The sequence below is a fragment of the Jannaschia formosa genome, from assembly GCF_003340555.1.
Taxonomy (GTDB): domain Bacteria; phylum Pseudomonadota; class Alphaproteobacteria; order Rhodobacterales; family Rhodobacteraceae; genus Jannaschia; species Jannaschia formosa.
The window spans coordinates 14753-40124 of the sequence record NZ_QPLJ01000031.1 but is presented as its reverse complement, the minus strand read 5'-3'; the positions used below and the strand labels follow the sequence as shown (position 1 = coordinate 40124).

General features: G+C 67.9%; 37 protein-coding genes. 2 read left to right on the top strand and 35 right to left on the bottom strand.

Annotated features, from left to right (window positions below; genetic code table 11):
* Positions 1-522: 522 nt before the first annotated feature.
* Entirely contained in the window at positions 523-813 is a 291-nt protein-coding gene (locus DR046_RS20265; protein WP_115384184.1) for a hypothetical protein, read from the bottom strand.
* A 123-nt stretch (positions 814-936) separates the two neighbouring features.
* On the opposite strand from DR046_RS20265, the gene DR046_RS20260 reads away from it, so the two are divergent.
* Positions 937-1347 (top strand): hypothetical protein, encoded by a 411-nt coding sequence (locus tag DR046_RS20260; RefSeq protein ID WP_115384183.1) that lies wholly within the window; start codon positions 937-939, stop codon positions 1345-1347.
* On the opposite strand, the gene DR046_RS20255 is transcribed toward DR046_RS20260, so the two are convergent.
* The 15 genes from DR046_RS20255 to DR046_RS20200 form a co-directional block, all read right to left on the bottom strand.
* Positions 1344-1673: a winged helix-turn-helix domain-containing protein gene (locus tag DR046_RS20255; protein WP_167767207.1), complete on the bottom strand. Its 330-nt coding sequence runs from the start codon at positions 1671-1673 to the stop codon at positions 1344-1346. The two genes, DR046_RS20260 and DR046_RS20255, sit on opposite strands and share 4 nt — an antisense overlap.
* Positions 1670-1948, bottom strand: a complete 279-nt coding sequence (locus DR046_RS23335; RefSeq protein WP_135227352.1) for a hypothetical protein — start codon at positions 1946-1948, stop codon at positions 1670-1672. The genes DR046_RS20255 and DR046_RS23335 overlap by 4 nt, the downstream gene beginning before the upstream one ends.
* Entirely contained in the window at positions 1923-2108 is a 186-nt protein-coding gene (locus DR046_RS20250; protein WP_115384181.1) for a hypothetical protein, read from the bottom strand. The genes DR046_RS23335 and DR046_RS20250 overlap by 26 nt, the downstream gene beginning before the upstream one ends.
* Complete coding sequence (locus DR046_RS23330) at positions 2108-2734, bottom strand: hypothetical protein (protein ID WP_135227351.1); 627 nt, start codon at positions 2732-2734, stop codon at positions 2108-2110. The genes DR046_RS20250 and DR046_RS23330 overlap by 1 nt, the downstream gene beginning before the upstream one ends.
* Complete coding sequence (locus DR046_RS20245) at positions 2734-3519, bottom strand: hypothetical protein (protein WP_115384180.1); 786 nt, start codon at positions 3517-3519, stop codon at positions 2734-2736. Before DR046_RS20245 ends, DR046_RS23330 begins: the two co-directional genes overlap by 1 nt.
* Positions 3506-3829: a hypothetical protein gene (locus tag DR046_RS20240; protein ID WP_115384179.1), complete on the bottom strand. Its 324-nt coding sequence runs from the start codon at positions 3827-3829 to the stop codon at positions 3506-3508. The genes DR046_RS20245 and DR046_RS20240 overlap by 14 nt, the downstream gene beginning before the upstream one ends.
* Positions 3830-3833: 4 nt before the next feature.
* Complete coding sequence (locus DR046_RS20235; protein WP_115384178.1) at positions 3834-4262, bottom strand: phage tail fiber protein; 429 nt, start codon at positions 4260-4262, stop codon at positions 3834-3836.
* A 4-nt stretch (positions 4263-4266) separates the two neighbouring features.
* On the bottom strand, positions 4267-4404 hold the full coding sequence (locus DR046_RS23815; RefSeq protein ID WP_167767206.1) for a hypothetical protein: 138 nt from the start codon (positions 4402-4404) through the stop codon (positions 4267-4269).
* The gene (locus DR046_RS20230) at positions 4401-4610 is read right to left on the bottom strand and encodes a hypothetical protein (RefSeq protein ID WP_115384177.1); all 210 of its coding nucleotides are present in this window, start codon (positions 4608-4610) and stop codon (positions 4401-4403) included. The genes DR046_RS23815 and DR046_RS20230 overlap by 4 nt, the downstream gene beginning before the upstream one ends.
* A gap of 87 nt (positions 4611-4697) precedes the next feature.
* Entirely contained in the window at positions 4698-5531 is an 834-nt protein-coding gene (locus DR046_RS20225; protein WP_115384176.1) for a peptidoglycan recognition protein family protein, read from the bottom strand.
* Positions 5532-5586: 55 nt separating this feature from the next.
* Entirely contained in the window at positions 5587-5928 is a 342-nt protein-coding gene (locus DR046_RS20220) for a hypothetical protein (protein ID WP_115384175.1), read from the bottom strand.
* Positions 5929-6019: 91 nt separating this feature from the next.
* Positions 6020-6223, bottom strand: coding sequence for a hypothetical protein (locus tag DR046_RS20215; protein ID WP_115384174.1), 204 nt, complete (start codon positions 6221-6223; stop codon positions 6020-6022).
* Between the two features lies 1 nt (position 6224).
* A complete protein-coding gene (locus tag DR046_RS20210; protein ID WP_115384173.1) occupies positions 6225-7469 on the bottom strand; it encodes a hypothetical protein in 1245 nt (414 codons plus the stop codon).
* Between the two features lie 71 nt (positions 7470-7540).
* On the bottom strand, positions 7541-8443 hold the full coding sequence (locus DR046_RS20205) for a hypothetical protein (RefSeq protein ID WP_115384172.1): 903 nt from the start codon (positions 8441-8443) through the stop codon (positions 7541-7543).
* A 3-nt stretch (positions 8444-8446) separates the two neighbouring features.
* Complete coding sequence (locus DR046_RS20200) at positions 8447-13789, bottom strand: phage tail family protein (RefSeq protein ID WP_115384171.1); 5343 nt, start codon at positions 13787-13789, stop codon at positions 8447-8449.
* 95 nt (positions 13790-13884) lie between these two features.
* Between DR046_RS20200 and DR046_RS20195 the strand changes: the two genes are divergently transcribed.
* Entirely contained in the window at positions 13885-14193 is a 309-nt protein-coding gene (locus DR046_RS20195) for a hypothetical protein (protein WP_135227350.1), read from the top strand.
* A gap of 49 nt (positions 14194-14242) precedes the next feature.
* Here DR046_RS20195 and DR046_RS20190 read toward each other — a convergent pair whose 3' ends face one another.
* The 19 genes from DR046_RS20190 to DR046_RS20100 form a co-directional block, all read right to left on the bottom strand.
* Positions 14243-14569, bottom strand: coding sequence for a hypothetical protein (locus DR046_RS20190; RefSeq protein ID WP_115384169.1), 327 nt, complete (start codon positions 14567-14569; stop codon positions 14243-14245).
* 14 nt (positions 14570-14583) lie between these two features.
* Positions 14584-15012, bottom strand: coding sequence for a hypothetical protein (locus tag DR046_RS20185; protein ID WP_135227349.1), 429 nt, complete (start codon positions 15010-15012; stop codon positions 14584-14586).
* Positions 14976-15407 (bottom strand): hypothetical protein, encoded by a 432-nt coding sequence (locus tag DR046_RS20180; protein ID WP_115384167.1) that lies wholly within the window; start codon positions 15405-15407, stop codon positions 14976-14978. The genes DR046_RS20185 and DR046_RS20180 overlap by 37 nt, the downstream gene beginning before the upstream one ends.
* Positions 15408-15448: 41 nt before the next feature.
* Positions 15449-15805, bottom strand: coding sequence for a hypothetical protein (locus DR046_RS20175; RefSeq protein WP_115384166.1), 357 nt, complete (start codon positions 15803-15805; stop codon positions 15449-15451).
* A 20-nt stretch (positions 15806-15825) separates the two neighbouring features.
* Entirely contained in the window at positions 15826-16035 is a 210-nt protein-coding gene (locus DR046_RS20170; protein ID WP_115384165.1) for a hypothetical protein, read from the bottom strand.
* Positions 16032-16268, bottom strand: coding sequence for a hypothetical protein (locus DR046_RS20165; protein ID WP_115384164.1), 237 nt, complete (start codon positions 16266-16268; stop codon positions 16032-16034). Before DR046_RS20165 ends, DR046_RS20170 begins: the two co-directional genes overlap by 4 nt.
* A gap of 69 nt (positions 16269-16337) precedes the next feature.
* Positions 16338-16544, bottom strand: coding sequence for a hypothetical protein (locus tag DR046_RS20160; RefSeq protein ID WP_115384163.1), 207 nt, complete (start codon positions 16542-16544; stop codon positions 16338-16340).
* A gap of 13 nt (positions 16545-16557) precedes the next feature.
* Positions 16558-16857, bottom strand: a complete 300-nt coding sequence (locus tag DR046_RS20155) for a hypothetical protein (RefSeq protein WP_115384162.1) — start codon at positions 16855-16857, stop codon at positions 16558-16560.
* 23 nt (positions 16858-16880) lie between these two features.
* Positions 16881-17489 (bottom strand): FkbM family methyltransferase, encoded by a 609-nt coding sequence (locus tag DR046_RS20150; RefSeq protein WP_115384161.1) that lies wholly within the window; start codon positions 17487-17489, stop codon positions 16881-16883.
* The gene (locus DR046_RS20145; RefSeq protein WP_115384160.1) at positions 17486-18190 is read right to left on the bottom strand and encodes a glycosyltransferase family protein; all 705 of its coding nucleotides are present in this window, start codon (positions 18188-18190) and stop codon (positions 17486-17488) included. Before DR046_RS20145 ends, DR046_RS20150 begins: the two co-directional genes overlap by 4 nt.
* Positions 18187-18669, bottom strand: coding sequence for an HK97-gp10 family putative phage morphogenesis protein (locus tag DR046_RS20140; protein ID WP_115384159.1), 483 nt, complete (start codon positions 18667-18669; stop codon positions 18187-18189). Before DR046_RS20140 ends, DR046_RS20145 begins: the two co-directional genes overlap by 4 nt.
* Positions 18666-18995: a phage head closure protein gene (locus DR046_RS20135; RefSeq protein ID WP_115384158.1), complete on the bottom strand. Its 330-nt coding sequence runs from the start codon at positions 18993-18995 to the stop codon at positions 18666-18668. Before DR046_RS20135 ends, DR046_RS20140 begins: the two co-directional genes overlap by 4 nt.
* A complete protein-coding gene (locus tag DR046_RS20130; protein ID WP_115384157.1) occupies positions 18992-19549 on the bottom strand; it encodes a head-tail connector protein in 558 nt (185 codons plus the stop codon). The genes DR046_RS20135 and DR046_RS20130 overlap by 4 nt, the downstream gene beginning before the upstream one ends.
* On the bottom strand, positions 19549-19869 hold the full coding sequence (locus DR046_RS20125) for a hypothetical protein (RefSeq protein ID WP_115384156.1): 321 nt from the start codon (positions 19867-19869) through the stop codon (positions 19549-19551). Before DR046_RS20125 ends, DR046_RS20130 begins: the two co-directional genes overlap by 1 nt.
* Before the next feature lie 51 nt (positions 19870-19920).
* Positions 19921-20355 carry a hypothetical protein gene (locus DR046_RS20120; RefSeq protein WP_209313628.1) on the bottom strand — a complete coding sequence of 145 codons (435 nt, stop codon included), beginning with the start codon at positions 20353-20355 and terminating at the stop codon, positions 19921-19923.
* 78 nt (positions 20356-20433) lie between these two features.
* A complete protein-coding gene (locus DR046_RS20115) occupies positions 20434-21654 on the bottom strand; it encodes a phage major capsid protein (RefSeq protein ID WP_115384155.1) in 1221 nt (406 codons plus the stop codon).
* 57 nt (positions 21655-21711) lie between these two features.
* Positions 21712-22458 carry a head maturation protease, ClpP-related gene (locus DR046_RS20110; protein WP_115384154.1) on the bottom strand — a complete coding sequence of 249 codons (747 nt, stop codon included), beginning with the start codon at positions 22456-22458 and terminating at the stop codon, positions 21712-21714.
* Entirely contained in the window at positions 22458-23696 is a 1239-nt protein-coding gene (locus DR046_RS20105) for a phage portal protein (protein ID WP_115384153.1), read from the bottom strand. Before DR046_RS20105 ends, DR046_RS20110 begins: the two co-directional genes overlap by 1 nt.
* Positions 23693-25372: a terminase large subunit gene (locus DR046_RS20100; RefSeq protein WP_209313627.1), complete on the bottom strand. Its 1680-nt coding sequence runs from the start codon at positions 25370-25372 to the stop codon at positions 23693-23695. Before DR046_RS20100 ends, DR046_RS20105 begins: the two co-directional genes overlap by 4 nt.

The following is a 25372-nucleotide window of genomic DNA, read 5'->3' as shown; positions in this document are numbered from 1 at the left end:
TGGCGCGCTGGGGAGAAGTGCCAGAATCCCCATCCGTCAGTGCCTTGCGCTGGAAACCAAGGCGGAACGGTGCCGTTTCGCGTCAATACGTTAGGCCGCGCGGTGGAAACCGGGCGGGCTCGTCGATGCGCGAGTGTGGCGCCCGGGGGCGGCGCCGCATTTCGCGCTCAGAGCCCTTGTTTTCTTGGCCGTGGTGTCCCCCATATGCGGCCCATGCGGCTCCATATGAATCAACGGGTTCTGATGAGGGTGTCCCCCGTCGGAGCCGAAGGAGAGACGTGATGGCTGAACGTCGCTACACGCTGACAGAGGCCGTGGCTGTCCTGTCGGACGAATGGCTGCACCTTTGCGATATCGAGGCGCGAAGCGTGGCTGACCGCATTTCGGGGCAATGGGGCGCCCCGCCACAGCCACCCGACGGGGTGCAAGTCCTGGACGACGCCGAGGCGATCTTCCGCGCGGCGGCCCGATATGCCGAGGGTGTCCCGCCCGACGAGATGAAGGACGTGACACCGAAGGTCGTCAGCCCTCTCGCCCCCGCCGATAGCCCGGCGGCATCAGATCCCGCGGCTCCGTGCCATTGTCGTGCTCGGCCAGCACGCGCTCGCGGACGGCGGCCATCGCCTGCTCCCGCGTCTCCGCCCCGCCCGACCTGACGACCACCACCCCGCCGATCCAATGGCACGCCCACTGCCAAGTGCCTCGGGACGGCCCACCGGAGACGCACCAGGCCGACGCGATGGAGAGATCGCCGTCGTAGAGGCGATACCAGCCAGCGGGCTGTTTCGGGTCGAGGCGCCAGACGAGGGGCATCCGGGGAACATACGCTGTCGCAACGGTTCGGGAAGCCCTCGGCGACCTGCGACGTTGGCGGGGTCCTTGAACGCGGGAAATCTGCGCGCCATGCTGACCAGAGGTTTCGGGAAGGAATGAGAGATGTGGAAAGCGGCTGTCCTGGCGGGGATCTTGGCCACACCCGTAGTAGCGCAGGATTTCGACCAGACCGACGCGGTCGAGGTCTTGGGCTGCTCTATCTCCGATCAGCAGTTTAGCGATTACACGATCCAGTGCCGGATCGTGAGCCGTTCTTCCCAACCCATCGCGACCGTCTCTTTTGCCCTCCGGGTGAGCGAAGCGGGACGGTCCATTCCTTGGTCCGAGGAGGGCTTCCCCGGCCAGCCCCCACGCATCCGCCCGATACGAGGCGGGCTCGAACCTGGAGAGGAGGTCGGGATCTTCTTCGGATCCTTCTATCCCGACGAGAGGATGGTGATCGAGAACGTCTCCGCTCAGCTGTTCCTGCTCGAGGCCCACAACGTTTCTGGTGAGGCGGTGTCCTCCGATTAGGCCCCGCACGCTTCGGGATCGAGCCTGTAGCCCACCCCGTAGACCGTCGCGATGATTTCCCCCGCGTCTGGGTCCACCTCCCGCAGCGCCTTGCGAATGTTCTTGACGTAGCCGTCTATACTACGGTCGGCCACGTAGACATCCAGCACGTCAAGAAGCTGGGCGCGGCTGAACAGCACGTCGGGCCGCCGCGCCAACGCCCCTAGAACCTGGGCGCATCCGACTGTGAGTTTTAGCGGCTCACCGTCCAGCCACCCGCGCACCTGGTCCGGCTGGACCGCGAGGCGCCCGACGACGATTGGCGGTTCGGGCGCGGGGAGAGTCACGCGACGCTGTAGACGAGCGGCCCGACAGCATCCCGTGCCGCCTGCGCCGCCGCCTCTCGCTCGTGCCTCTCGACATTCGCAGCGGTGCCCTGCACGACCCCGGCCCAATAGGCGCGGACCATGCCTTCCAGGTCTCGCGGATTGCCCTCCGCATCGACGCCGTGCATCGCCGCAAGATACGCGGTCAGCCGGTCGCTTTCCACCTTGGTCAGCGTGGTCGTGACGGTGGCAGAGCCGATGGTCTCGCCCTCAACCGTCAGTATCAGCGTCGCCATTTTCCGTCTCCTGTTTTGCCTTTTGTGCCTGTTCGATAATTTGCCGGGCGACGGGGCCGTAGACCGCCGCAGCCTGAATCCCGCCCGCACGGATATGCGGGTCCATCAAGTCGGCGATGGCCTGCGCCTCGCCCATGCTGAGTGTCAGAGTAATCTGCATTACGTGCCCACCTTCACTGTGCCTGCGTCATTCCAGAGGATGCCCGCTCCGGGGTTAGATGTCGGGAGGCCCGAGATATGGAGGACGCGGGTGGTTCCTGTGCCCGCTGCCTCGGGCTTGAGTTCGAGCGCGTTCGCAGCCCAGCCGACCTTCAGGCGCTCGTAATTGGAGGCGTCTGTATAGGTATTGTAGACGGTGAACGTCTGAGCGTTTGTGCTTCGGCGTAGAGCAAGGATGTCCGCTGCGTCGCGCATTAGCTCCAGGTCGATATTGCTGACGGCGCCGAGTGAAACTTCTCCCCACTTGAAACCCATAGTAGAAGCGCGTTTTTCCACGACAAGGCCGTCTACGAATTGAGATGCTGCCCGCAATAACTGAATAGTTCGCGAGTTATTTGACCCTAGAAGGATGATCTCTGAGCCATCTTCGTGTGAGATAAACCGCCGCCCGGAGTTTAGCGTCACATCTCCGACTTTGCTAATTTTGAACCTGCTGTCGCCTCCGACTTGCAAATCAAGCAGTAAGCTCGCTGACGCCGACGCCGTATCCGTCACGTCCATCTTGATGGCTGTGAACGTGGTGCCAGCGTCGTTCCAGACGTCAACCATATCGAAAATATTGGCCATTATGCTGCCCTCAAGGTGATTGTGCTGCCTGCGCGATCGAGGATATCGCTGCCCGCGCGGTCAGTGATTGCAGTGTCGGCGCCTCCGACCGCCACACCTTCTCCCGCGCCCGAGACCGTCGCCGTCCCCGTGAGCGCCGCCGACGCCAAGGCGATGGCCGTGGCTTCCGCCGAGACGGTCGCGCTCGCCGTAATCGAAGCCGCCGCAGGGGCGACGCTGACCGGCTCTGCCACGGCGGAGAAGACGGCAGAGCTCGTCATGGCGCTGCTGGCCGTGCCGACGCCGACCCCCGCCGGAGACAGCGTGCCGGTGGCACTGATCGCCGCGCTGGCCTCGACCTGCGGGGCGCTGGCGTCCTGCCCGACGGCCGCGAGCGTGGCCGTGCCGACGAGTGCAGCCGATCGCTCGGACACGGCCACGCTGTCGCTCGCGCCGGACAGCGTGGCCGTCGCTGTCAAGCTGGCCGCACGCGCCTGGACGGGGCTATCGGAGGCCGCCGCGAGGCTGGACGTCGCGACCATGTTCGCCGAGGCCGAGACGATGCGGGTGGCCGCGCCGGACAGCGTGGCCGAGGCGGTGAGGCTGGCGGCCGCTGGCGCCACAGCGACCGCCAGGCCGACGGCCGACAGCAGCGCGACCGCCGTCATGGCAGCGGACGCGCCGAAGGTGCCGTTCTGGACCGGCGCGATGGACGAAAGCCGGGCCGCGCCGAAGGACGCGGACCCGCCGGCGGCGAGATCCACGTCGATCGAGTTGCGCGGCCCGAACAGGCTAATCGGCGGCATTCGTCACGTCCTCGATGATCTGCAGTCGGAAGGTCTCGGTGGAGGTCACGTTGCCACTGGCGTCCGTGAACTCGACGTCGCCCGACCAGAGCCCGGGCGTCAGCGTGGCCGCCGTCGCGGCATCCAGCACGAGCCAGAAGGTTCCTGCCGCCGCGTCGATCACCTCGACGGTCAGGGCGTACCGGAGCGCCCCCAGAACGATCTCGCAAGCGATCGAGACCCCCACGAGCGACACGGCGCTGCCGCTCGCGTCGGTGCGCGTCCCGCTGATGGTCAGCGTATCGCCGCGCTTCGCCGTCAGCGTCGCCATGCGCTCAGTCCAGCGTGAACGTGGTCGCGGTGGTGATCCGCGGGATGGTCGCCGACGCCATCGTGATGCTGGACCCGAGCGCGCCCGAGGCGAGGATCTTGCCTGCGCCGGATGCCGCCGTGCCGACAGCGACGTGCGTGACCGTGGGCGTGCCGCCCGGAGCCTCCGGGAAATCGACGCTCGCCGCCAGGCTGGCCACGTTGCCCGTGACGGTCCAGCCGGACCCGGATCGCTCGACGGCCTGCCGCGCATAGCCGCTATAGGCGCTCTCGTTTGTCGTCTGGTCGCCTGCCTCGCCGGGATCGGCCGTGTGCAGGCTGATATAGAGGTTTGTCAGCGGCGACGTCGCCGCGTTGTCCGCGAGGTTCGCGATCGCCGTAGCGTTGAAGATCAGCGCGACGAGATCATTCTCGAAGGTGTTGCCGAAGCTCATGGGGTCAGCCCTTTCGTGGGTCGGAGGCGGAATGCCGGTGGAGGTGAGAAGCATCGGCGCGGCCCGCGGCGATGCAGCAGGCGACGACGAACACGGACGCCCCGGCGATCAGGGCGCCCGCGATGCTGAGGGCGATGGTCACGCGCGGTCGCGGGTCATGTATCCCGCGAGGGCCATCAGGCCGGCCGTGACCCAGACCTCGGCCTGGTCAAGATAGAGCGCGGCGGGCGCCAGCGCCGGGATCGCGTCTACGGTCGCGGTGACGCCGCCCATGATGGCGCCCGTCGCGATGACGGCCCACAGCTTGCGGGTCGGCGCGGCGGTCGGTTGGGTGATAAGGCGTTTCATGGGATCGGTCCTTTCGGGAGAGTGCCGCCATCGCGGCGGCGGTGAGGACGAGCGCGAAGCGCTCGTCGGGGATTGGAGGGGGCAGCGTCATGCAACGGCCAGGTCGGTCCACTCGCGGTCGACGACGTCGAACCCGGGGCAGAGCTTCGCGGCGACCTCGTTGTGACCCATCAGCCGCTTGATCGGCGTGCGCGCGGCGACGGCCGCGATCTGCGCCTTGCCGGCCGCCAGGGTCTCGGCGGTGAAGTAATCCTCGGGCCGGCGCGTCCGGTTGATCGTGCGGACCTCGATCATCAGGTGGTGCCACCAGCCGGCGTTGTAGCCGATCGCCCCGGCGGGGATCCGGCTGCTGGGCCGACCGTCCAGGACCTCGCCGTCAGGGCACCCGACGGACGTGTAGCCGATGTCGGACCAGCCCCGGCCGCCCTGCGACTTCGGGTCGGTGTGCATGCGTCGGACGGCGGCGACGATCTCCTCGTTGGTCTTGCCCACGGCCCAGCTGCCCGGCACCGCGGCGCAATGCAGGCAGAACCCGGTGATGACGGTGCCGGCCGAGCCCTGGCGCAGCACGTTGCCGTGATCCACGGGGCGCAGCGCCGGCTTGTAGGGCGTCAGGATCTCGTCGGGCCGCGCGGAATAGGCTGCGGCGGCCGCGCCATCGGCATCGGCGGCGCGCTGCAGAGCGATCCGCGTGGCGGCGGTCCAGGAACCGTCGGGCGTCGACGGGAGCCAGCCGAGATCGTGCAGGCCGCGCTCGAGCGTCAGCACCGCCCAGCCGCTCGACTTGAGCGGACCGCTCGTGGCCAGCGCGGTCAGCGCGGTGTCGGTCTTCGGCCCCCACCAGCCGTCGATCGGGCCGGGGTCGAAGCCGAGGGACCTGGCCCCGAGTTGGAGCAGGCGATGCGCGGGATGATGAGGCATGGCGTCGATCCCGGTCGCTCGCGCGCCGGGCCTCCTGTGGGGATGGGGAAGGGGACTACTCGGACGGGGCGCGGATCAGGCGGCGCAGGAGCTCGTTCGTCTCCTGCTGGCCGGCCTTCACCTCATCGAGCGATTGCCGCAGCGCGTCGAAGCGCGCATCCTGCCGGCTGGCATTGGTTTCCAGCGCCCGCACCCGCGCCTCGATCTGCAGGGCCGTGCGCCGGTCCGCCGCCGCGACCTCGCGGGTCTCGCGGATCGCCGCGTCCAGGTTCTCCGTCGATGCCTGCAGGTCCGCGACGGTCGTGCCCCCGAACCAGACAGCCGAAACGAGCGACAGCAGCATCCCCCACGCCAGCGTCTTGTTGAGGGTGATCCCGCGCTCGCTGTTCTCGATCATGGGCATGTTCATCCTTGGTCGCTCGCCAACAAGTTCCCGCCGGACCTGCTTGCGGGTCCGTCCAGCTTGCTCTTTTCGTCCTCCGTCACGGTCAGTCGATCCGCTTCGACGCTTCCACGTCGCGGAGCAGCTTCGCCACAGCCCCGACCGGCGCGGAGAAAGCGCCTGCCGGTAGCTGGGGGAAAATCTCTTTGATCGCCGCCAGGAGGCCGATGGGCATCTGCACCGTCTCGTGCGTCGGTTGCGCCTCGGGCACATCCATCGTGTGTCCGGTATCAGGATCGGTAAGGTGCATGTCAGGCTCCGATAAGTCCGTGAGTGGTGAGGTCGTCCAGCAGCGCCTTCAGACGCTCGGCGAGTTGCGCCGTGGTGACGGTCGATGTGGCAAAGGTGGTCCGCGTTGCGGTGCCGGTGGCGGCGGTCCAGCCAGTCTTTCGAGGCCCGAGGACATTCGTTCCGGCAACCTGCAGGGCCGCAGTGCCGTCCGGGTCCGCGATGTTCACGACACCGTTCTCGACAGCCAGCGACGTGGCGCCGCCGGTGAGGGCCACGCCGGTTGACGAGTTGCCCCAGCGGATTTTCTGCCCCGTCCCCATCAGCAGGACGTTGTTGCTGCTGAACGTCGCCTCGTCGGTTCTCAACGCATATTTGAAGACGCCTGCATCCCCAGCCTGTTGTTGAAACCTGATCCCGCCAATTGAGCCTGTGGAGACCTTTGGCGAATTGATAAGCATCGCCTCGCCATCATCGGTCACACCTGCGCTGCGAACGATCGAGCCCGGCTCAATCCAGATCCCGGTCCACGAGCCGTTGTCTGTCCCGCCCGTCGTGCTCGGCCCGATGGAGATTGCAGACGACATCCGGTTAGCCGCGCTTGTGCTGTCAGCGGGGGCGATCCGAATGCCTTGGCTTTTCCCGCCAGTCGCGGAATGCCCAGGATCGGTGTCGTGCCACATATTGAGTTCGAGCGCGTGCGCGGCCGTCTTTGTCCCGAACACTTCCGCGTAGAACCACCCGGCATATCCGCGCCCCGCATTGGCGGTGTCGAGGCGCGCGCGCCCGTGAACGCCGATGATATCGCCGGACCCCGCTTGCGCGCGCGCATAGCCCGTCAAGGCCGTCGCGTAGGCATCCCCCGAGACCTTGATGAGGCCATAATATCCGGTCTGGTCCCATGCCGCTGTGTCGACGGCGCGAGAGGCATCGCTGAACTTCACGACCGCCTGGATAGGCTCGGGGTCGTCCACCGGATCTGATGCAAGCCCGTATTGCAGGCGGGATGCCGAAGCCGCCTTGTACTTCGTCGCGCCATAAACGCTGAAATACCCGGTGGACTCGTCGCCGTTGTAGCTCAAAGCGCGGTAGTCTACCGGGGCGCCTTCCGCGTGAGCAGCGGCGATGGCGGCGCTGTCGTCGGTTGTGCCGTCCCCGACCGCGCCGAAGGCCTTGAGCGTGACGCCCCCGGTCAGATCCTCCAGGTAGGCCGCAAGCGCGTTGACGTCGGTTCGGAGCGTCGGGAACGCGGCAAGGAAGGTGTCCATGCGGTCCGAGAAGGTCGACGGGGACTGCCTGCTGGGCGGGACCGGAAGCGCGGAAACTCTGGGTGCAGGCATCAGGTCAATCCTTCTATTTCGAGAGTGCCGAAGGAGATGGTCGTCGTCAGCGGGATGCTGAAATCACGGTAGAAACCGTAGATCGTGGTGCCGAACATGCTGGTGCCGTCTCCTGCGTAGTAGACCGCCGGCTTGGCCCGAAGGCGGGCAAGGATGCCCGCGACGCGGCGCGCCCCGTCGGTTGGAAAGGTGAACTGGAAGTCCGTCGTCTGGGCGAAGGGCCGCTCGACGAGGACCGCGTTGCCGAAGATGTCGCGCTCCTTGCGCGAGAAGTCCTCGATCCCGATCCCGGTGCCCGGCATCGTGGTCCCGAGAACCTGGTCCCGTCCGAGCACGATCTGCCCGACCGCCGTCGTCCCGCCGCTCGATATCGTGATCTCGACCTCGACGCCGGTGTAGATCGGCAAGCCGGTGAAGATCTCCTGCGTCTCGTAGATCACCGGCTCGAAGACGTAGCTGAACCCGTCGAACACGATGCTGTTGTCGACGATCTGCCGGGTCACGTCGTAGATCACGCCGTCGGTGGGATCAGTGCAGACGACCCGGATCGACGAAGCGTTCAACCCGAAGAAGGCGATGGCGTCCGCGATGGTGCCGGGGACGAGCGTGTAGACGATATCGCCCGCTTTCGTCACCGGATCGGAGATCAGCTTGTCGAACGCCTTCCATCGGTTCGTCGCGCCGATGTTCAGCCAGGTCGTGCCGATGTCCGTGGCGGGGTCCACGCCGGTGTTGTCGACAAGCGCCTCATAGATCCGATGCGTCGACGCCAGAATGACCCGGTCGCCGACGACGTAGGCGGTCCCGGACGACCATTCGGCGTGATCGTCCTCGGGGATGTTGGAGCCGGTGGAGGCGTCGAGGACAGCGTCGGTAACGGAGATCGGTTCGACCACGCGCATGGATCAGACCCTTTCCGCCGGGAGGCCGTCGATATCGAACTTTCGCAGGCTGTCCGCCGTCCGTTTGGTCGACGCCGCGGTCTGCATTCCAAGCTGGCGCTGCTCCTCGCGCATGCGGCTGACCTCGTCGCGCAGCGACCTGATCTCGCGCGCGACGTCGTCCCCGCCGCCCATCATCGCCCGCGTCTGCGCGGCGCTGTAGATCCGGGACGGACCCGTCGCCTCCAGCTCCGGGCCGCGCTCGCCGACGAGGCGCAGGCCGCCCATGTGCAGGCCGCCCGTCGCGAAGGCCGGGACGCCGCCGAGGTCGATGATCCTGGCGCGCAGCGCCTCCATGCGGTCTGCGATGTTGCCGGGCTGTCTGAGCATTCCGACGAGCTGGTCTTCCAGTCCGCCGCGCCCCCAGAACACGTTGCTGAACTTGGTGATGTCCGCTCCGGAGCCATACTCGACCTCGGTCGCCTCATAGGCGATGGAACCGTCCGCGCCGACGTTCATCACCGCGTCTCGACCATGCTTTTTGAGCGTGACGCCGGTGGCCTTCTCCAGCGCCTCGATATCCGCGATGACCCGCTGCGCCCTCGTCGTGATCCGGTCGGATTTCGCCGCCGCCTCTCCGAGCGCGCCCTGCGCCTTGGCGATGGCCGCCTGACGGGCCTCTGCGGCCTTGCGATCGGCAGTCTCGGCCAGCACCGCGTCGCGCAGCGCGTCGAGGCCCGCGCGCAGCCGATCCGACGGCGCCGCGAACTGCTCGCGGGCGGTCGCCTCATACCAGGTCTGGAACCCCGTCGACGGGTCGAAGCGGAAGCCGCCATCCAGCGTGATCTTGCCCGTGGTGTCGGCGCCGGTCAGCGCGCGCAGGAACGTCCTGGCCTCCTTGCCGATCCCGCTGCTGTCCAGGAACGCCTTGATCGTGCGGGACGCAGACCCGTCGCCGCGCGCGATCTGGCCGAGCCATTCCTTGTCGAAGGGGCTGATATTCTGCGCCGCGAGGAACCCGCGGATACCGCGCGTGACGGTGCCCGTGGCCTCAAGCTGCCGCAGGAACCGCTTGCCCTCCTTGTCGATTCCGTCGGGGTTGAGCGTCGCGCGGACGGCGACGGAGTAGGTCCCGATCCCGGCGAGGGCCAGCTTCAGCGCGTCGCGGTCGGAGCGGTCGCGCTGAAGCACAGCCCGAACCGATCGCGTGAGCTCCGAGCCCGCGGTCAGGGCCAGCCGCTTCGCATCCACGTCGATGCCCGAGGCGATGACCGCGCGGACGGTCCGAGACAGGTCCGACGACGTCGCCAGCGCCAGCCGCGTGACCTCGCGGCCCATCCGGTTGTCGGCCAGGAACTCGACGGTCTTGAGATGCTCCGAGGCCGCGTTCAGCGCGATCCAGCGGAGATCCGGGGTCAGGTTCTCGGCCCGGACCAGGAACTCGACGTCGGCGGTGATGCCGGCGGCCGCGTTGCCGAGTGCCTTCGACAGCCAGGGCGGCATGTTGTCGGTCGCCTCAAGCACGACATCCAGTCGGGCGGCGATGTCCGCGTAGTTGATGCTCTCGACGGCCTCAATGGCCCCGGCAAGCGACCCAAGGGACGCCTCGAACGCCGTCAGCTGTGCGGCGGTCAGGCCCTCGCCCGACAGGATCGCCTCCCTGACCTGGCCCAGAAGGTCGACCTGCTGGCCAAGCAGCCCGGCGAGGACGTCGTGCCGCGCGCCCTCGAGGTCGGCGACGCCGGCGGCGCCCTGCAGATCGTTCAGCACCCGCGCTTCGAGCCGCGCCTGCTCGACGGCCGTCTTCGCCGTCGCCCGCCCCGCATCGAGCAGCGCCCGCGCCGCCTTTGGCAGATCGGTGGCCGCCGCGGCGTCGCCGGCCATCGCCGAGGCGACCAGCGTCTGGAACCGGGCGTCGGCGAAGGCCCGCGCCTGCGCGCCGCTGACCAGCGCCCCGGCCGTGCCGCGCATGTCCGCGATCATGTCGCGCAGCGTCTCGGCCGTGCGATACCAGGCGACCGCCGCGGTGCGGTTGGCCTGCATCGCCGCCGTGGTCTGCCCGAGCAGCGTGTCGAGCTCCGAACCGACGCCGCCCAGAAGCCCGGCCAGTTGCCGCGACATTTCCGCGACCGCGGGCGTGACCTCGGCGAAGGCTCCGGCCAGGGCGATCAACTGCCCGTAGGTCTTGGCACCGTGATCCGTCGTCGTGTCCAGCGACTCGATGATTGCGCGGAACTGATCGCGGGTCTTCGGCATCGCGACGCCGATCTCGGCAAACCGCGCGCCAAGCTGGCGCACCGCGACGTCAAGCCGCTCCTGATCGGTATAGAAGGCCGCGAAGTAGGCCGCGCTGGCGTTGCCGAAGGCGTCGAGCCCGCCCGCCGCATCCACGATGATCGAGGCGAGCTCGCCGCCGCGCAGGGATGCGGCGAGCATCGCGTGGTCGAGCGTGTCCGCGACGCCGTTGACCGCGCCCAGCGATGCCGCCAGCCGCTGCAGCGCCTCTGACGAACTCTCGCCCTCGCGGACCAGCCGCTCAAACGTTTCATTCAGGTGGGTGATCGTCTCATAGACCGGCTCCACCGCCGGAGTCGTGTAGAAGTCATTTCTGTCGGGATTGTATTCCCACGTGGCCGCGCGCCCCTCCGAAACGAGCTTCTTCTCCGTGTAGCTGCCGACGATGAGGCCAGTCGCCGCGTCGCCCATGCCGCGCAGCGCATCCTCGATCGCGCGCTGGATCTGCTCGTCGCTGAGGTCCTTCGTGCTGATCTTGAGCTCGTGGGCGAACTCGTCCAGCCGCCCGCTCATCAGCCCGAGCGCGTCCGCCGCGCTGCCGATGCCGGTGAGGACCCTGTCGACCGCCGCCTGGATCGGCGCGGCCGTGTCTTCGCCGGCGGCGGCGAAGCTGGTCTTCCGGCTCTTGGACAGGCCGAAGAAGCGCGACTTCTCGACGTATTTGAAAGTCTCGACGAGGCTGTCCATGCCGTCGATGGTCACGCGCAGCCCCGCGTCGAGCAGCTTGGTCTTGCTTTTGAAGGCGGAGAAGAGCAGGCCCACGGCCCCGATCACGGGGATCGCCGCGCCGATGGCCGTGCCCAGCCCGGCAAGGCCAGTGGTCGCGCCCGACAGCGCCGACCCGATGGCGCCGAAGCCGCCGGCAAAGCCGCCCGTGCCGAAGCCAGACAGAACGGAGGAGAGGCCGGAGCCAATCCCGCTGAAAAGGCCGGTCGCGGGAAGCAGCGCCGCCCCGCCGCCAAGCGCGGCCTGAGCGGTTCCCGCAAGCTGGCCCATCGTGAAGGTCTGCGCGCTAAAGGCCCCGCTGAGCGCGCCTCCGATCGCGTTGCCCAGCGACGCCTGCAACGGCTGCACGATGGCCGATTTGATGCCGGCCAGAACATTGCCGCCTGTCAGGCCGCCCGCGATGGCGTTTCCGATGTTCTGGCCGATCTGTGCGAACAGGTTGCCACCGAGCGCATTGGCACGCCCGGCCAGGTCCTCGATCTGGCGCAGCACGTCGTTCGTCCCGTCCGCGATACCGACGGCGAGACCTTCGGTCAGGTAGCCGCCGATCTCCATGAACTCGCGCGAGGGGGACCGGATGCCGAGCGCGTCGCGGATCGTGCGGATCGCATCGAGGCCGAGATTGTTGACCGTCGACGCGATGGTGCCGCCTTCGTCGCGGATGCCGGCGTCGAGGCCGATCGCCACGTTCTGGCCCAAGCTGCGCCAGTCGCCGGAGAACCCGGCCCAAGTGGACGTAATCGCATCCTTGATGCCGACGAGGGCGCCGACGACCTCGCCAACCCCGGCCGCGATGCCCGCGGCGATGTTCGCCGGGATGCGCGTGCCCTCGAAGAGCATATCGCGGACCCAATCGGCGACGGCCGCGCGCGCGTCGTCGGCCATCCGTTCGACGCTCGCCAGCACCGCCGAGAAGTCGATGCCGTTCGCGATCCAGTCGGGCAGCGTGATCGGCCCCAGGACGTCACGAACGAACTCGTCCCAAGCTGCGCGCGCAGCGGGAAGGTCACCGCGCAAGATTGCGCCGATTGAGGCGGTGATCCATTCCAGCGACTGCGCGATGCTGTTCAGCCCTGCAGCGATGCCGGTGCTGATGTGCCCCGCCATCGTTCCGAGGAAGTCGCCGAAGCTCTTGAAGCCGAAGTCGATCGCCTCGGCGTCCTCGCCGGTAAAGACAGCCGCGATGGCGGCCATGGCCGATCCGATGTTCTCGAACGTCCCCGCGATGCCCTCCCACGCCTGGTCGAGAAGGCCCCGCATCGGCGCGACCGCCGTGACGAAGGAGCTCGAGAAGTCGGAGGCGAAGGCACGGAGCCCTGCCATTGCAGCCTGGATCCGGCTCGTCCCGTCCGGCATCGTTTGCGACAGACTGTTCCAGTGGCGGGCGATCAGGACTGCCGCCGTGGCCCCCGCTACGGCGACCAACACGAACGGCGCCGAGAGCGCGGCGAGGCCGCTCGCCATCAGGCCGAGCGTCACGAGGGCGGGGCCGAGCGCCGCCGTCACCGCCGCCGCGATGCCCGCGAACCGCTTCGCCTCCGGCGACAGTTGGGTGAACCACTCGGTCACGTCCGCGACGCGCTCAGAGATTTCCAGCAGCGTCGGCGCCAGCGCGGCGGCAAGCTGGTTGCGCAGCGCCGTGCCGCTCGCCGTCACCCGGCGCACCGAGTCCTGCACCCCGTTCAGCGCCACAATGGTATCTTCGCTCATCACGGCGCCAAGGCGTTCGGCCTGATCGCCGACGCGGCCCATCTCTTCGCCGTTGTTTCTCAGCAGGGGCAGCAGCGCCGTCGCGTCGGACGCCATCGCTTCCAGATAGAACGTCATCTCCTGCTGGGTGACGCCCGCCTTCTCAAGCGACGAGACGTAGAGCTGCAGCGCATCGGGTCCGGACAGCTTGGCGAACTGTTCAGCGGTGACGCCAACCTTCGGCGCGATGTTCTCGAAGAAGTCGGCCATCGGGCCGCCGCCGGTCGCGATGAAATCGCCGACGCGGTCGTTCACGTCCTTCAGGATATCCGCGACCTTGTCCGATTCCAGACCGGCGGTCTTCGCGCCCGCGGCGAACCGCTGGAAGCTGCGCGTCGAGGCATTGGACAGCGCGGCCAGGCGCTCGGTCTCGACAGCCGCACGGGTTGCGGACGTGACCAGAGCGGCGGACGCGGCCGCCAGCGGCGCCGTGACGGCCGCCGACAGCCGCGCGCCGGTCGCCTGCATCTGCCGCCCCGCCCGGTCGAGGTTGCGCTGCAGGCCGCTCATCGACGCCTGCGCGCGCCTCGCGCCCCGCTCGAAGGCCGCCGAATCCAGCGAGAGAACGCCCCGAAGGGCGCCGATGACTGCGCTCATTGGATGTTCCTTTGACGGCAGAGGGCCGCCGGACTAGCGTCGGGCGGCTTCAGAGGGAGATTGAGATGTTCAGATGCGTCGCCCTGATCGGGCTGATGGCGAACCCCGTCGCGGCGCAGGACGCCGTGACGGTCGAAGATGCGCTTGCCGCATTGGATGGGACGGAAATCGTGGCCGATGGAACGATTGGTGTCCTCGTCAGCGATCTACTCGCCTTTCGGCTTGAGGATAGGCGTCAATTCCGGGTCGAGATGGCAGTCGACAGACCGACCTTGGAGCGGGTGGAAGCCTGCTATCTGAACGATTACAATGGGCCGGTCTGCCCGGTGCGCATAACGGGCGCGCTTCGGGTCAAAGACGATTACTTCCAGGTCTTGGTCGATAGCGTGACCTTCATCGAGTAGCAGAGCGGCTTGTAGTCCGCTCCGCGTTCGTCCCCTTTCTGCCCCACGCTCACTGAACGCCCCCGCGCCGCGCCTGGTAGGCGTTGTGCCGTGCCGTGAACGCGCTCGCATGCGCGAACAGAAGCCGGGCCGCCGCCGCTTCGTCCATTTCGGGCTGCTTCGCCTTCTGCGCCTTCGTGAAGTCCGGCATCTTGTCGGGCTTGTGATGCGCCCAGGATATCAGCGTCGCCAATTCCTGGTTGAGCACCCGCGCCCGCTGCATCTCGTCATCGATGCGGTCGCTCGTGCCCGTCGCCGCCGCGCGGATCTCCCGCATGGTGGCCAGCGCGAAATCGGCGATCGGCTGGCCGCACCGAACCCAATGCGCGGCCAGCATGTCCCAGTCGAGCGCTACGTCGCCTTCGGCTTCCTGCCGTTTCCCGCCGCAGTGCCGCCCTCGGTCTTTTCGTCCTCCGGCGGCGCCGGGAACGCTTCGGCGATGGCGTCGCCCAGGATCGCAGCCGCCGCGACCATCCCGCCGACGCCATCGATCACGTCGTCGGCCTCGTCCGGGCTGGCCGCGCCCTTGCCGCCGTTCAGGCCGTGCAGGAAGACCAGGTGCAGATCCGCGAAGGACAGGTCGCCGTCCTCGAGGACTTCGCCCGCCTTGTCCTTCTTGCCCGACATCTTGCCGATGAAGCGCGGCATCGACATGCCCAGGTCGCGCTCGATGGCGCGGCACGCGCGCGTGCCGAGGCGCAGCTCGTGCTGCGCCCCGTTCGCGGTGAAGGTCACGCCCGCCATCACGAACCGTTCGTGAAGGTTGCGGCGCCGGTGCACCGGATGTTCAGCATCAGCTCGAGCGTGCCGTCGATCTCGCCGTCCGCGACCTCCGGCGACACGTAGCCCTGGAAGGCCCAGTTGGCCGCGACGGTCTCGGTGTCCTGCAGGTTGATCGTGGTCTGGAAGTAGACCAGCGTCTTGCCCGTGAAATACCCGTGCGCGGTGTTGAAGATCGCGTTCGAGTAGTTGCACGCGATCACCAGCTCGCCGGGGTCGGCCAGGTTCGGCACGAACTCCCGGATGCCGTCGACGCTGTCGAGGCTCGTCACGTCCGTGAATTCCCGGTTGAACTTCGGGAAGATCAGGCGCTTCGCCTCGGTGATCGACATGTAGGTCGTCGTGGTGGTGTTCCACTTCATGGTCCCGCCGTGGACGGGAATTGCGATGGACATAGCGTCCTCCTTGATTGGTGATCGCCGCCCGAGGCGGATGGTTACTCGCGGTAGAGAACCGCGATATCCAGCGAGACCCGCTGAATGACGTCGCCACCGCCCTCTTCGGGACGGTCGCGGATGTTGACGACTTGCGCGTGCCAGATCGGCCCGCCGCGATAGCCAGAGACCGCCGCCGTGACCGCGCGCGAGGCGGTGACCGCCTGCTGATAGGTCTTGCCGTAGATGTCGGCCTGCACCCGGCCCTCGACGAAGCCGGACCGCCCCTGCAGTGTGACCGCGTCCAGCCCCGACACGCGATAGAGCGCGATGCGCGGCAAAGCCGTGCCCTGCCCCAGCCCGCCCCAGCTCGTCGTGTAGCCCAGCCCGCTCAGGACGCTGTAAAGCTGCTCTTCCATCGGTCAGGCCGCTTTCGCGGTCACAGCTCCGAGGTCAGGCAGAGTTGCAACGCCTGGGCCTCGGTGAAACCCTCATGGATCAGCGCGTCGAAGTGCGCGCGGCGGACCTTGGCGATCAGCGGCGCCGAGGCGACCAGAGCGGGCAGTCCGCGGCGCAGAGCCTCGACGGCGGCCATCATCTCGTCGGCCTTCTCGGGCATGCTGACGATGCGGGGTCCGGTCTCGGTCATGCCCACCGCTCCCGCTGCCACGGGTCGCGGCACATCGGGTTGATGCGGCCATACTGCGGGATCATGGCGATGATCCTGTCGATGCGCTGCATCCGGGCGATGCGTTCCTTGGCGTCCTGCACTGCGGCCCTCCCGACGCTTCGCACGAAGTCGGTGAAGACGGCCTTGAGGGCGGCCAGCGCGTCGCGGAGCCGGGTGATCGCATCCTCGAGGCGGGGTTCGGTCTCGGTCATGGCGGTTCCTTCCATGCAGGATGACACCCCAGAGGGCGCGCTGCGGTTCGTCGTGGCGGTGGTAGCGGGCTAAAGCCGAACCTTCGTGGCGGCGGCCATTATGGCCGCTCGCGAAACGCCGTGCTCGGTCAGGGCGTAGCCGATCAGGCCGTCCATTGCCTCTTGCCACGGGCCTTCGGTGTCGCCGGGGTGGATCTCCATCCAACGCTCGTTATTGGCGGCGTAGCGCGCGTAGAGGTCTCCGAATATCTTTGCCTTCTCGTCTGGCGTGGTCATCGGCTTCTCCTGTTCAGTCTGCGGCGTCTCGCGCGGCCAGGCCGACGCCCCTGATCGGCGCCCACTTCATGCCGGCGAAAGTTAGCCCACCGTCCGACAGCTTCGGCTTGTCCGGGGAAACCGATACCGAGACCCCTCCTGCAGCCTTCACGCGCGACGGCGATCCCGGCATCCACAGATCCCCGCTCCGATCCAGCGGCGGGGTGTGGCGCGCACGATCTTCCTCCGGTTCGTCCTTGATGGCGTTGGCGTCGATCTGAACGCGCGCCTGCGCGCTCAGGTCCTCAAACTCGATCCAGCGGCGGTCACGCATCTGCAGCTCCTCAGATTGCGACGTCAGGCCGTCAGGATGACGTCAGACCCGACTTCCGCGTGAACGCGGTAGCCGAAGGCACGCTGCAGCCAGTCCAGCGCGGCGCCGGGCGCTTGGCCGTATCGGGTCTCGTGGCCGCGCGCCTCGATCATGATCACGGGCCGGTGCCGGGTCAGCGTCGAGGCGGCGCCCTGCAGCGCCTGCAGCTCGCAGCCCTCGATATCCAGCACCAGCAGATCGAGGCGCGGAAGGGCCAGGCCGTCGACCGTGATGACCGGGACGCGCCCTGCCCCGCGCACGAAATGGGCGCCGGTGTTGTAGTCGACATGCGCCATCCCCGTGCGCCCCGGCACGGCGCCAAGCGCGCCCCAATGCGGCTCCACGTTCCCGGGCACGTTCTGGATCAGGCAGCCCAGGTTCTCGGTGTCGGGTTCGACCGTGACCACGCGCTCGAACGACAGCGCCAGATGCGCGGCCCAGACGCCGACGCAGCCGCCCGCCTGCAGCGCAAGCCCCCGCTCCGGGGTCAGTGCCACCGCCTTGCCCAAGTCGGGCAGCGTGGCCATCGTCAGCGGCCCGCAGACGCGATCCGCCTTGGGCCAGAGAAAGCCATCGCGCAGGACCCGGCTCATTCGGCGGCCACGCTTTCGGCAAACCGGATCTGATCCATCAGCGCGCCGGAGAATCCCTGCGGCCCCCAATGGGTCAGCCGGATGTCGGGGCAGACATGCACCTTGCCGCCGACCGCCTGCCAGCGGCGGCAGAACGCGATATCCTCTCCGACGCGCTGATCCCCGTCGCGGTCCTGGTCGAAGAACCCGTGGAACCGCGTCTCGACGCCGTCGTTCCGGGTGACATAGGCCAGATCGGGCGTCGCCGCCTCGATGCGCTCGAACACCTCGCGCCGGATCAGCATGAACCCCGCGCCGACGCCGTCGACCTCCAGCGCCTGCGCCTCGTCATCGAACTGGCACCCGTCCTGCGCGCCCTCCGGAAAGGACACGGCGAAATGCCCGGTGTCGTTCTTGTAGCGGTAGGCCCCGGCGACCAGCGGGCGATTGGCCGCGACCAGCCGGGCGACGTCGGTCGGCTCGAACTGGATATCCGCGTCCAGCATCAGAAGGTGCGAGAAACCGCTTCCCAGGAACGCCGCCGCGATCCGGTCCCGCCCGCGATCGACGAAGGGGTCCTGCAGCAGCAGCACCGAATGCGAGACCCGCCACATGGCCAGGTGCCCGGTCAGCACCGCCAGCGACTGCGCATAAGGCGGCGTGACCGACCCGAAGGAATGCGTCGCCACCATCAGCGATACGTCGCGGAAATCGGCCTTCATCGTGCGGCCTCCCGTGCTGCCTTGGCCGCCGCGCGGGCGACGGTCTTCTCGATCTCGACCCACATCAGCCGCCCCAATTCTTCCAGCATCTGCCCTTTGTGCATGTCCCAGGCCGGCCGCATGAACGGGTCGGGCGAGACAGCGCCGACATACTTTCCCGACTTGTGGAACCGCGGCGCGGTCCCGAACTCGATCAGATGCGCGTGCGGCGCGTGGCTGCCGTCCTGCGTGACCGGCCCGACATACATGCTGACCAGGGAGGGCCCCCGATCCCCGCGCGCCAGTCCCGACTGGCGCGGCGACAGCCGCGACGTGATCGCGACATTGAACGCCCCGGAATAGCTGTCGGCGGTGTCGCGCACCGGCTCCAGCACCTTCTTGACGACGCGCCGGGTCACCCCCTTCGCCGTCCCGCGCGGAAGCCGGGCCAGCGCCTTCTCCATCTCGCGGAAGCCCTCGACCTTGAACTTGACGCTCACGCCGCCACCCGCTCCGCCGTGATTTCCAGCCACTGCCGCCGGCCGAGCTCCTTCACGCCGGTGATCGACCACGGGTCGCCGTCGAACAGCAGCCGGTCCTTCGCCGACAGGTCCGCGACGGTCGAGGAGTAGCGGATGGTGAACCGCGCGAACTCGCGCGCCTCGACCATGCCCGCGCGCCACTTCTCGCCGTCGCTGACCGGCTTGAACCCCGCCCAGACCGTCGCCAGCAGGCCCCAGGCAGGGACCTTCTCGCCGAAGTCGTTCGTCGTCTCTGTCGCCCGCTGAAGCGTGATGCGGCGGTCGAGCGAACCGGCCCAGATCATATCGGCCTGATCCGGTGCGGCGAGACCAGGTAGTCGAAGCCGAGCGGCACCTCCGCAACCGTCGCGTTCATCACGACCGCCTCACGGTTGAAGTCCATCGCGCCGACCATGATCTTGATCGCCTGGACCAGGTCCGGCGGAACGGTCGAGACCCCGGCCGTGTAGGTGATCGTCACCGGAAAGCCCTCTCCGGTCACGGTGGGCCAGTCCGCTGCGGGGACCAGCAAGGCTGGCGAGTCGCCGAAGACCTGCGCGCCCTCGATCGCCGCGCCATCCGCGACGACGCTGGTCAGCGTCTGGACCTTCCCGCCATAGAGGCCGATGGGCGTCCGCCGCGACGGCAGGCATGTCAGGCGCAGGACGACCTGGCGCGGCAGCAGCAGGCGCTGCGTCACCCGCTCCACCGCCGCCGTCGCTGCGCGCTCCATGCCCTGCAGGATCATGTCCTCGTCGTCGTGGTCGATCCGCCGGATCTGCTTCAGATCATCAAGGCTCACGACCGGGCCGGTGGAGTCGGCGACTTCGACGATCCTGTCGCGCGGGGCCCAGACCATCAGACAGCCGTCGCGACGCCCAGACCGATCAGCCGCTCGGCTTCCGCCTTCTCGACATCGATCTCGTCGCCCGCATTGGCCGAGAAACCGTTACCGGAGTAGATGCACGACAGCTTGACCCGGACCGACTTCGGGCTGCGCTTCGCCTTCGGCGCCTCTTCCGGCTCCGCCGTGGCCTCGGCCTTCGGCGCCTCTTCCGGCTTTGCCGTGGCTTCGGCCTTCGGCGCCTCTTCCGGCTTCGCCGTGGCCTCAGCCTTCGGCGCTTCTTCGGGCTTCGCCGGGGCCTCGGCCTTCGGCACGTCGTCTTTCTCGTTCTGCATGATCAGTCCTCAGTTGGGGTCCGAGGCGGACAGGCCGGCCCCGGTCAGGGGTCAGGCCGGGTCGACGCGGTCCAGGTTGCCGGTCACGACCGTGGCGGCCAGCGGCGTCGCCGTGCCATGCGTGCCCGAGAAATCCGCCAGCAGCTTGATGAAGCCCTTGCGCCCGACATAGCCGATCTTCGTGACCGAGGGCGTCGCATGGGCCTCGACCAGCGACCGGACGATGCCCCCCGCGCCGACCGTGACGCCGACCACGTCGGCCTGTTCGACAGCGGCATAGGTGCCGCCCGCCGTGTCGGCATGGGTCAGCTTGAACTCGACCTTGTTGGTCGCGCTGAAGGTGATGCCGCCGACGCCGACCTCGATCAGGATCGTCGCCGATCCAGCCTTGCCGAGCGCGATCTCGGCGGGCGTGTTGTCCGCGTTATAGGCCGCCGCGGGCAGAAGAACCGATGCGGCCATCGTCTCCGATTGATCGAAGCGCATGACTTATCCTTTCATGAATGACCCCGAGTGGATCCCGAGGACGGCCGTGACGGGGCGCGGAGACCGCGCCCCGATGGATCAGGACGCGGCGTTGACGAACGCCTTCACGGCGCCGCCGACGTCGATCAGGTTCCCGCCCGACCGCATCCACGCGAGGAAGCCGACCTGCCCCTTCTTGGTGTAGGCCGAGTCGGTGAAGCGGAACATCTCGACCGCCATCACGTCGCGGATGTAGTAGGGCGAGAAGTCTCCGTAGAGGATCGACCGGGCGTTCGCGGCCATGCTGGGCATGTCCTGATTGATCGTGATCGGCGCGCCCAGCAGACGGTCGGGCGCCCCCTGCGGATTGCCCATGTCGTAGCCGGGGACGAAGATCGGCCGCCCGCTGCTGTCCTTCACCTTGCGCACCTCGCGCAGGGTCGCGTCGTTGAACATGAAGCGCGGCGTGCCCCGCTCCCGGTAGGCCGGATCGACGGAGTGCTGCAGGTTCACGAGGCTGTCATACGTGACCGCAGTCACCTGCGACGACCCGTTGGCCGCGGTGGTGCCGATCTGCGCCGCGATGTTGACACCGTGCGGCTGCGAGATGCCGGTGCCGGTCGTGAACAGCCTGTTCGTGATCCGGCCCAGGCGCGTGACCAGGCGGCCGTTGACGAACGCCTCGATGTCGACGTTCGAGTCCTGCAGCAGCTCCATCGGGACCGCGACGACCTTCGACGAGAACTTGTAGACCGGCAGCGAGATGGCCCCGAAGCTGATGTCCTGGTCCGTCGCCTCCTGGTTCTCGGCGACGATCTCGCCTTCCTCCGCCGTGCCGTCCGAGGTCGGGAAGGACATGCCACCCACGCCCGAGGTCTGGATCACGGTGGCGACGGACCGCATCCCGCCATAGGCCTTCAGCGCGTCCAGCACCGAGTTGGCCACTTCGCTGTCCACGGTGAAGCCGCCCTCGCTGCCGGTCGTGGTCGACATGGCGTTGCGGACGTGGTTCCAGTCGTCCTCGTTGAGCGCCCTGTCGCCGCCCTTCAGCCACTTGGCATAGATCTCCAGGCCGCGGTCGCCGCCGTCGCGACCCTTCTTGGCGGAAATTTCGGCCAGCGCGTCGGTCCGCGTCTCTTCGGCGAGCTTGTCGTTCGCGGCCTGGATGCGCTCGATCTTCGCGTCGATCCTGTCGATCTCGGCCATGGAGGCGTCATATTTCGGCTGGTCGTCCGCTTCGTTCCAGTCGTCCTTGCCGACAAGGTCCTGCAGCGACTTGGCAATCTTGCCGCGCTGCTCACGCAGAGCTTGAATGCTCATGGCATTCTCCTTTCAGGGGGTTGTGCCGCGCTTGCGGCGTGATCCGGCGCGGCGCGCTCAGATGCGGGTGGCCGCGATCCGGGCCGCCGCGCGGCGCATCCGGGTCTGGCGCATGCTGTCCTGCAGGGACGCAGGGGCGGCCGGGGCCGCATCTTCCTTCGGGGCGGGGGCGGGCGTCCAGGGCGCGGCGGCGAAGGCCGACAGGTCCCACCGGGCCGAGGGCCGCTGCGTGTTCTCCTCGACGATGCGATCCGCCAGCGCGGTGGCCACAGCCTCGTCGGCATCGAACCAGGTCTCGGCCGACATCATCGCCATGAACTGCGCGACGTCACCGGATCCGGCCCTGCGGGCATAGGTAGCCGCGATCTGCCCGTCGATCTTGGTCAGCAGGGCCGCCGCCTGTTCGTGGTCGTCAGCGTTGCCGATAGTCAGGCCCCAGGCCTTGTGGATCATGATCATCGCGCCTGGTGCGACCACGCATTCGGCGCATTCGGCGGCGATGACGCTGGCGGCCGAGGCGGCCAGGCTGTCGACCTGCGCCGTGATCGGCTCGGGATGCGCACGCATCGCGGCGACCATCGCCTGCGCCCCGAAGACCGACCCGCCGGGTGAATTGATCCGCAGGGTCACCGGCCCCGACGTGTCCGCGAGCGCGGCGATGAACTGGCGCGGCGAGACGCCGCCGAACCAGTCCGCCTCTTCGTCGTCACTCGCGATGACGTCGTACAGAAAGAGCGTGTCGCCCTGCGCCCGGAACTCGCCCTTGCCCTTGTTCGCAAGGCGCATCTTCAGATGCCTGTCCATCAATCCGTCTCCTCGGTTTCGATCGCGGCCGTCTCGGGGATCGTCCCCTGCATCTCGCGCGGCAGACGCAGCAGCTCGCGCGCCTCTTCCAGCGTCATGAAGGCGGGCTCGCCCGCGCGGCCGAGCGCGATGCGGACGGCGTCGAACATCGACTTCGTGTCGGCCCGCTCCAGCTCGGTCGTGTCGAACTCCGCCACCAGCCGCGCGGTGCGGAAGAACTTCCGGTTCATCTCGTTCTGGAAGGCGTTCAGGTGATCCCGCAGCGTGTAGCGCACGAAGCCGGCGCCCATCGCCTCGACACCCGTCCCCCAGGACGACGTCTTCTCGGTGTGGCCGATCATGAAGGGCTGCACGCCAAAGGCGCGCGCGATCTCCTCCACCTGGAACTTGCGCGTCTCCAGCAGCTGCATCTCTTCCAGCGGCATCGTCAGCGTCTGGATCCCGAGGCCGCCCTCCAGGATCATCGGCTTGCCCGCCCGTTCGGGCCCGCGATGCTTGTCCAGCATGTCCTGCAGGCGCTTGAACTGGTCGTCGGTCAGGTTCTTCTCCGACTTCAGCGCGAAGTCGGGGCGCGCCATGTTCTCGAGGAACTTGGACGAGAAGTCCTGCGCGTTGATCGCCAGCCGCCCCGAATTGGACAGGCTGAACCGCAGCGCCGACATGCCGCGCAATCCGTTGAACCCGAACCCGGGCACGTGCAGCATGTCGTCCTGGTCCAGGACGCGGATCTTCGCCGCCGCCGGGCTTGGCCGCGTGATCGTGGAATCCGGCTGAATCTCGTAGATCAGCCGCGCGCCGTCGCCCGTGGTGATGACCCGCACCCGATCCGGATGCAGCGGCAGAAGGCCGGCGACCTGCCCGCCCCGCCCGCGCAGGATCTCGGCGAAGCCGTCGCCATGCAGCAGCTTCGACGCCACCAGGAACTGCCAGCCGGCCGAAGCGGACCAGCGGGGCGAGAACTGCTCGTTCAGGATCCACCACAGATCGGCATTCCGATCGCGGCTCAGGTCTCCCTCGCGCGATCGCTGATAGATGTGCATGGGCAGGGACGCGACCGCCCCGCTGATCAGCGACACGCAGGCCCAGACCGCCGTCACGCGCATGGCCGACCGCTCCGACGGCGACCCGTCCAGCCCGCCGGTGAAGGCGTTCCAGACCAGATCGCCGCGACGCACGTCGGAACTGTCCACCTGGTTCCGCGCGCGGAACGGGGCCAGTATCTTCTGCAGCAGGCTCATGCGAACCGGACTCGCGGCTGGGCGACTTCCGGGTTCATGTCCATCAGGATCGTGGCGTTGAACGTCGCGATCAGCGGGTCGATCTTGGCGACACCGGCGCGGGCCTTGGTGATCAGCACGTTGTTCCCCTTCGATTCCGCCTTCGCGTTCCCGATGCACCAGGCCATGATCGGCTGGTTCAGATGGCGCATGGTCCGGTTCAGCAGCCGCCGCTCCATCCCCTTGATCGCCCCGTTCAGCTTGAAGCCCTGCCCGACCGCCCCGACCTTCGTCATCGGCAGGCCCGCCTCCTCCAGCGCGTCCAGCAGCGCGGCGACGCCCCAGGCGTCGAGGCCAATGGCGTTCTCTTCCGGCAGCAGTCCGGCTGCCTCGACTGTCATGCAGATCTCGACCATGTCCTCGACATGCCGGTCCATGTCGGCCTCGATGATCAGGTCGCCCGTCTTGGCGAGGTCCAGCAGCTTCGGCGCGATCTCCTGCCGCTTCTTCAGCACGTCGGGATGCACCCACGCCCGGACCCAGACCAGCCGCTCCCGCGTCTCGCGATCCCGACCCATGACGCACAGCGAGGCAAGGTCATCGGCCCCGCCGAGGTCCCCGCCGATCACCGCGCTGTCGCAGCGCTCCAGCATCTTGGTCAGGCCGCCGATGCCGTCGATCCCGCAGGCGGCCCAGTAGTCCGCGCCGACCCACCGCTCCGAGTGCAGGCCGAGGCCGATCTCGACGTTCAGGTGCTGCGACGCGAAGAGCGCCAGCTTGTCGGGCCCGTCGATCTGGGCCTTCGTCATCTCGTCGCGCAGGTAGTCGATCGAGACCGACCGCTCGAGGTTCGGGTTGACCAGTCTCCAGGTCTCCGGATCGCGCCAGGCCTCCGACTTCTGCATCTCGCGCGGGAACTCGTAGATCACCGGCAGGATCGGCAGCGCCAGCGTGCCGTCGCGGACCGCCCGGCAGCGCTGGATGCGGCGCTTGAACTCGCCGTGCGGCTCGACCTTCGACTGCGTCGTGATCTCCAGGAAGAAGCCTTCCTGCATCGAGGCGAGCCCGCCCATCAGCTCGACATACAGGTCGCCCGCCTTCGGCTTGTGGCCGAGGACATGCGCCTCGTCGACCAGGATGTACGCCGCCTTCGACCCGGTCACGACGTCGCCGTCGGCCGACAGGATGCGCAGGATCGCGCCCGTCGTCAGGTGCGTGATCGTCTTGATATGCGCCTGCACCTTCAGGATCGCGCTCAGACCGTCGTCCAGCGCGATGATGCCCTGGCACTGGCGGAAGGTGATCCCCGCGATCGTATGCGTCTCGGCGATCAGGATCAGCTCGGCCTCGGGCCGTTCGTTCAGGATCGTCGCGACGATCATGATCCCGGCGGCGATGGCCGACTTCCCGTTCTTCTTCGGGACCATCAGGAAGAACTCGCGGATCATCCGCTTCCTGGTGGCCGGATCGTAGGCGCCGAAGATGGCGCGGACGAAGTCGAACACCCACGGCTCGCAGACTTCGCCGTAGGTCGGCGTGCCGATCAGATCCGGCACCCGCAGCCGCTTGAAGATCCGCAGCGCCCGATCGGCGACCGCATCGAACAGCGGCAGGTCCGGGATCAGCGACCGGCCTTCCCGAATCCGGTCCTCCCAATCCGGGCAGGCCGTCGACCAGTCGCGCACTGGGGCGGTCAC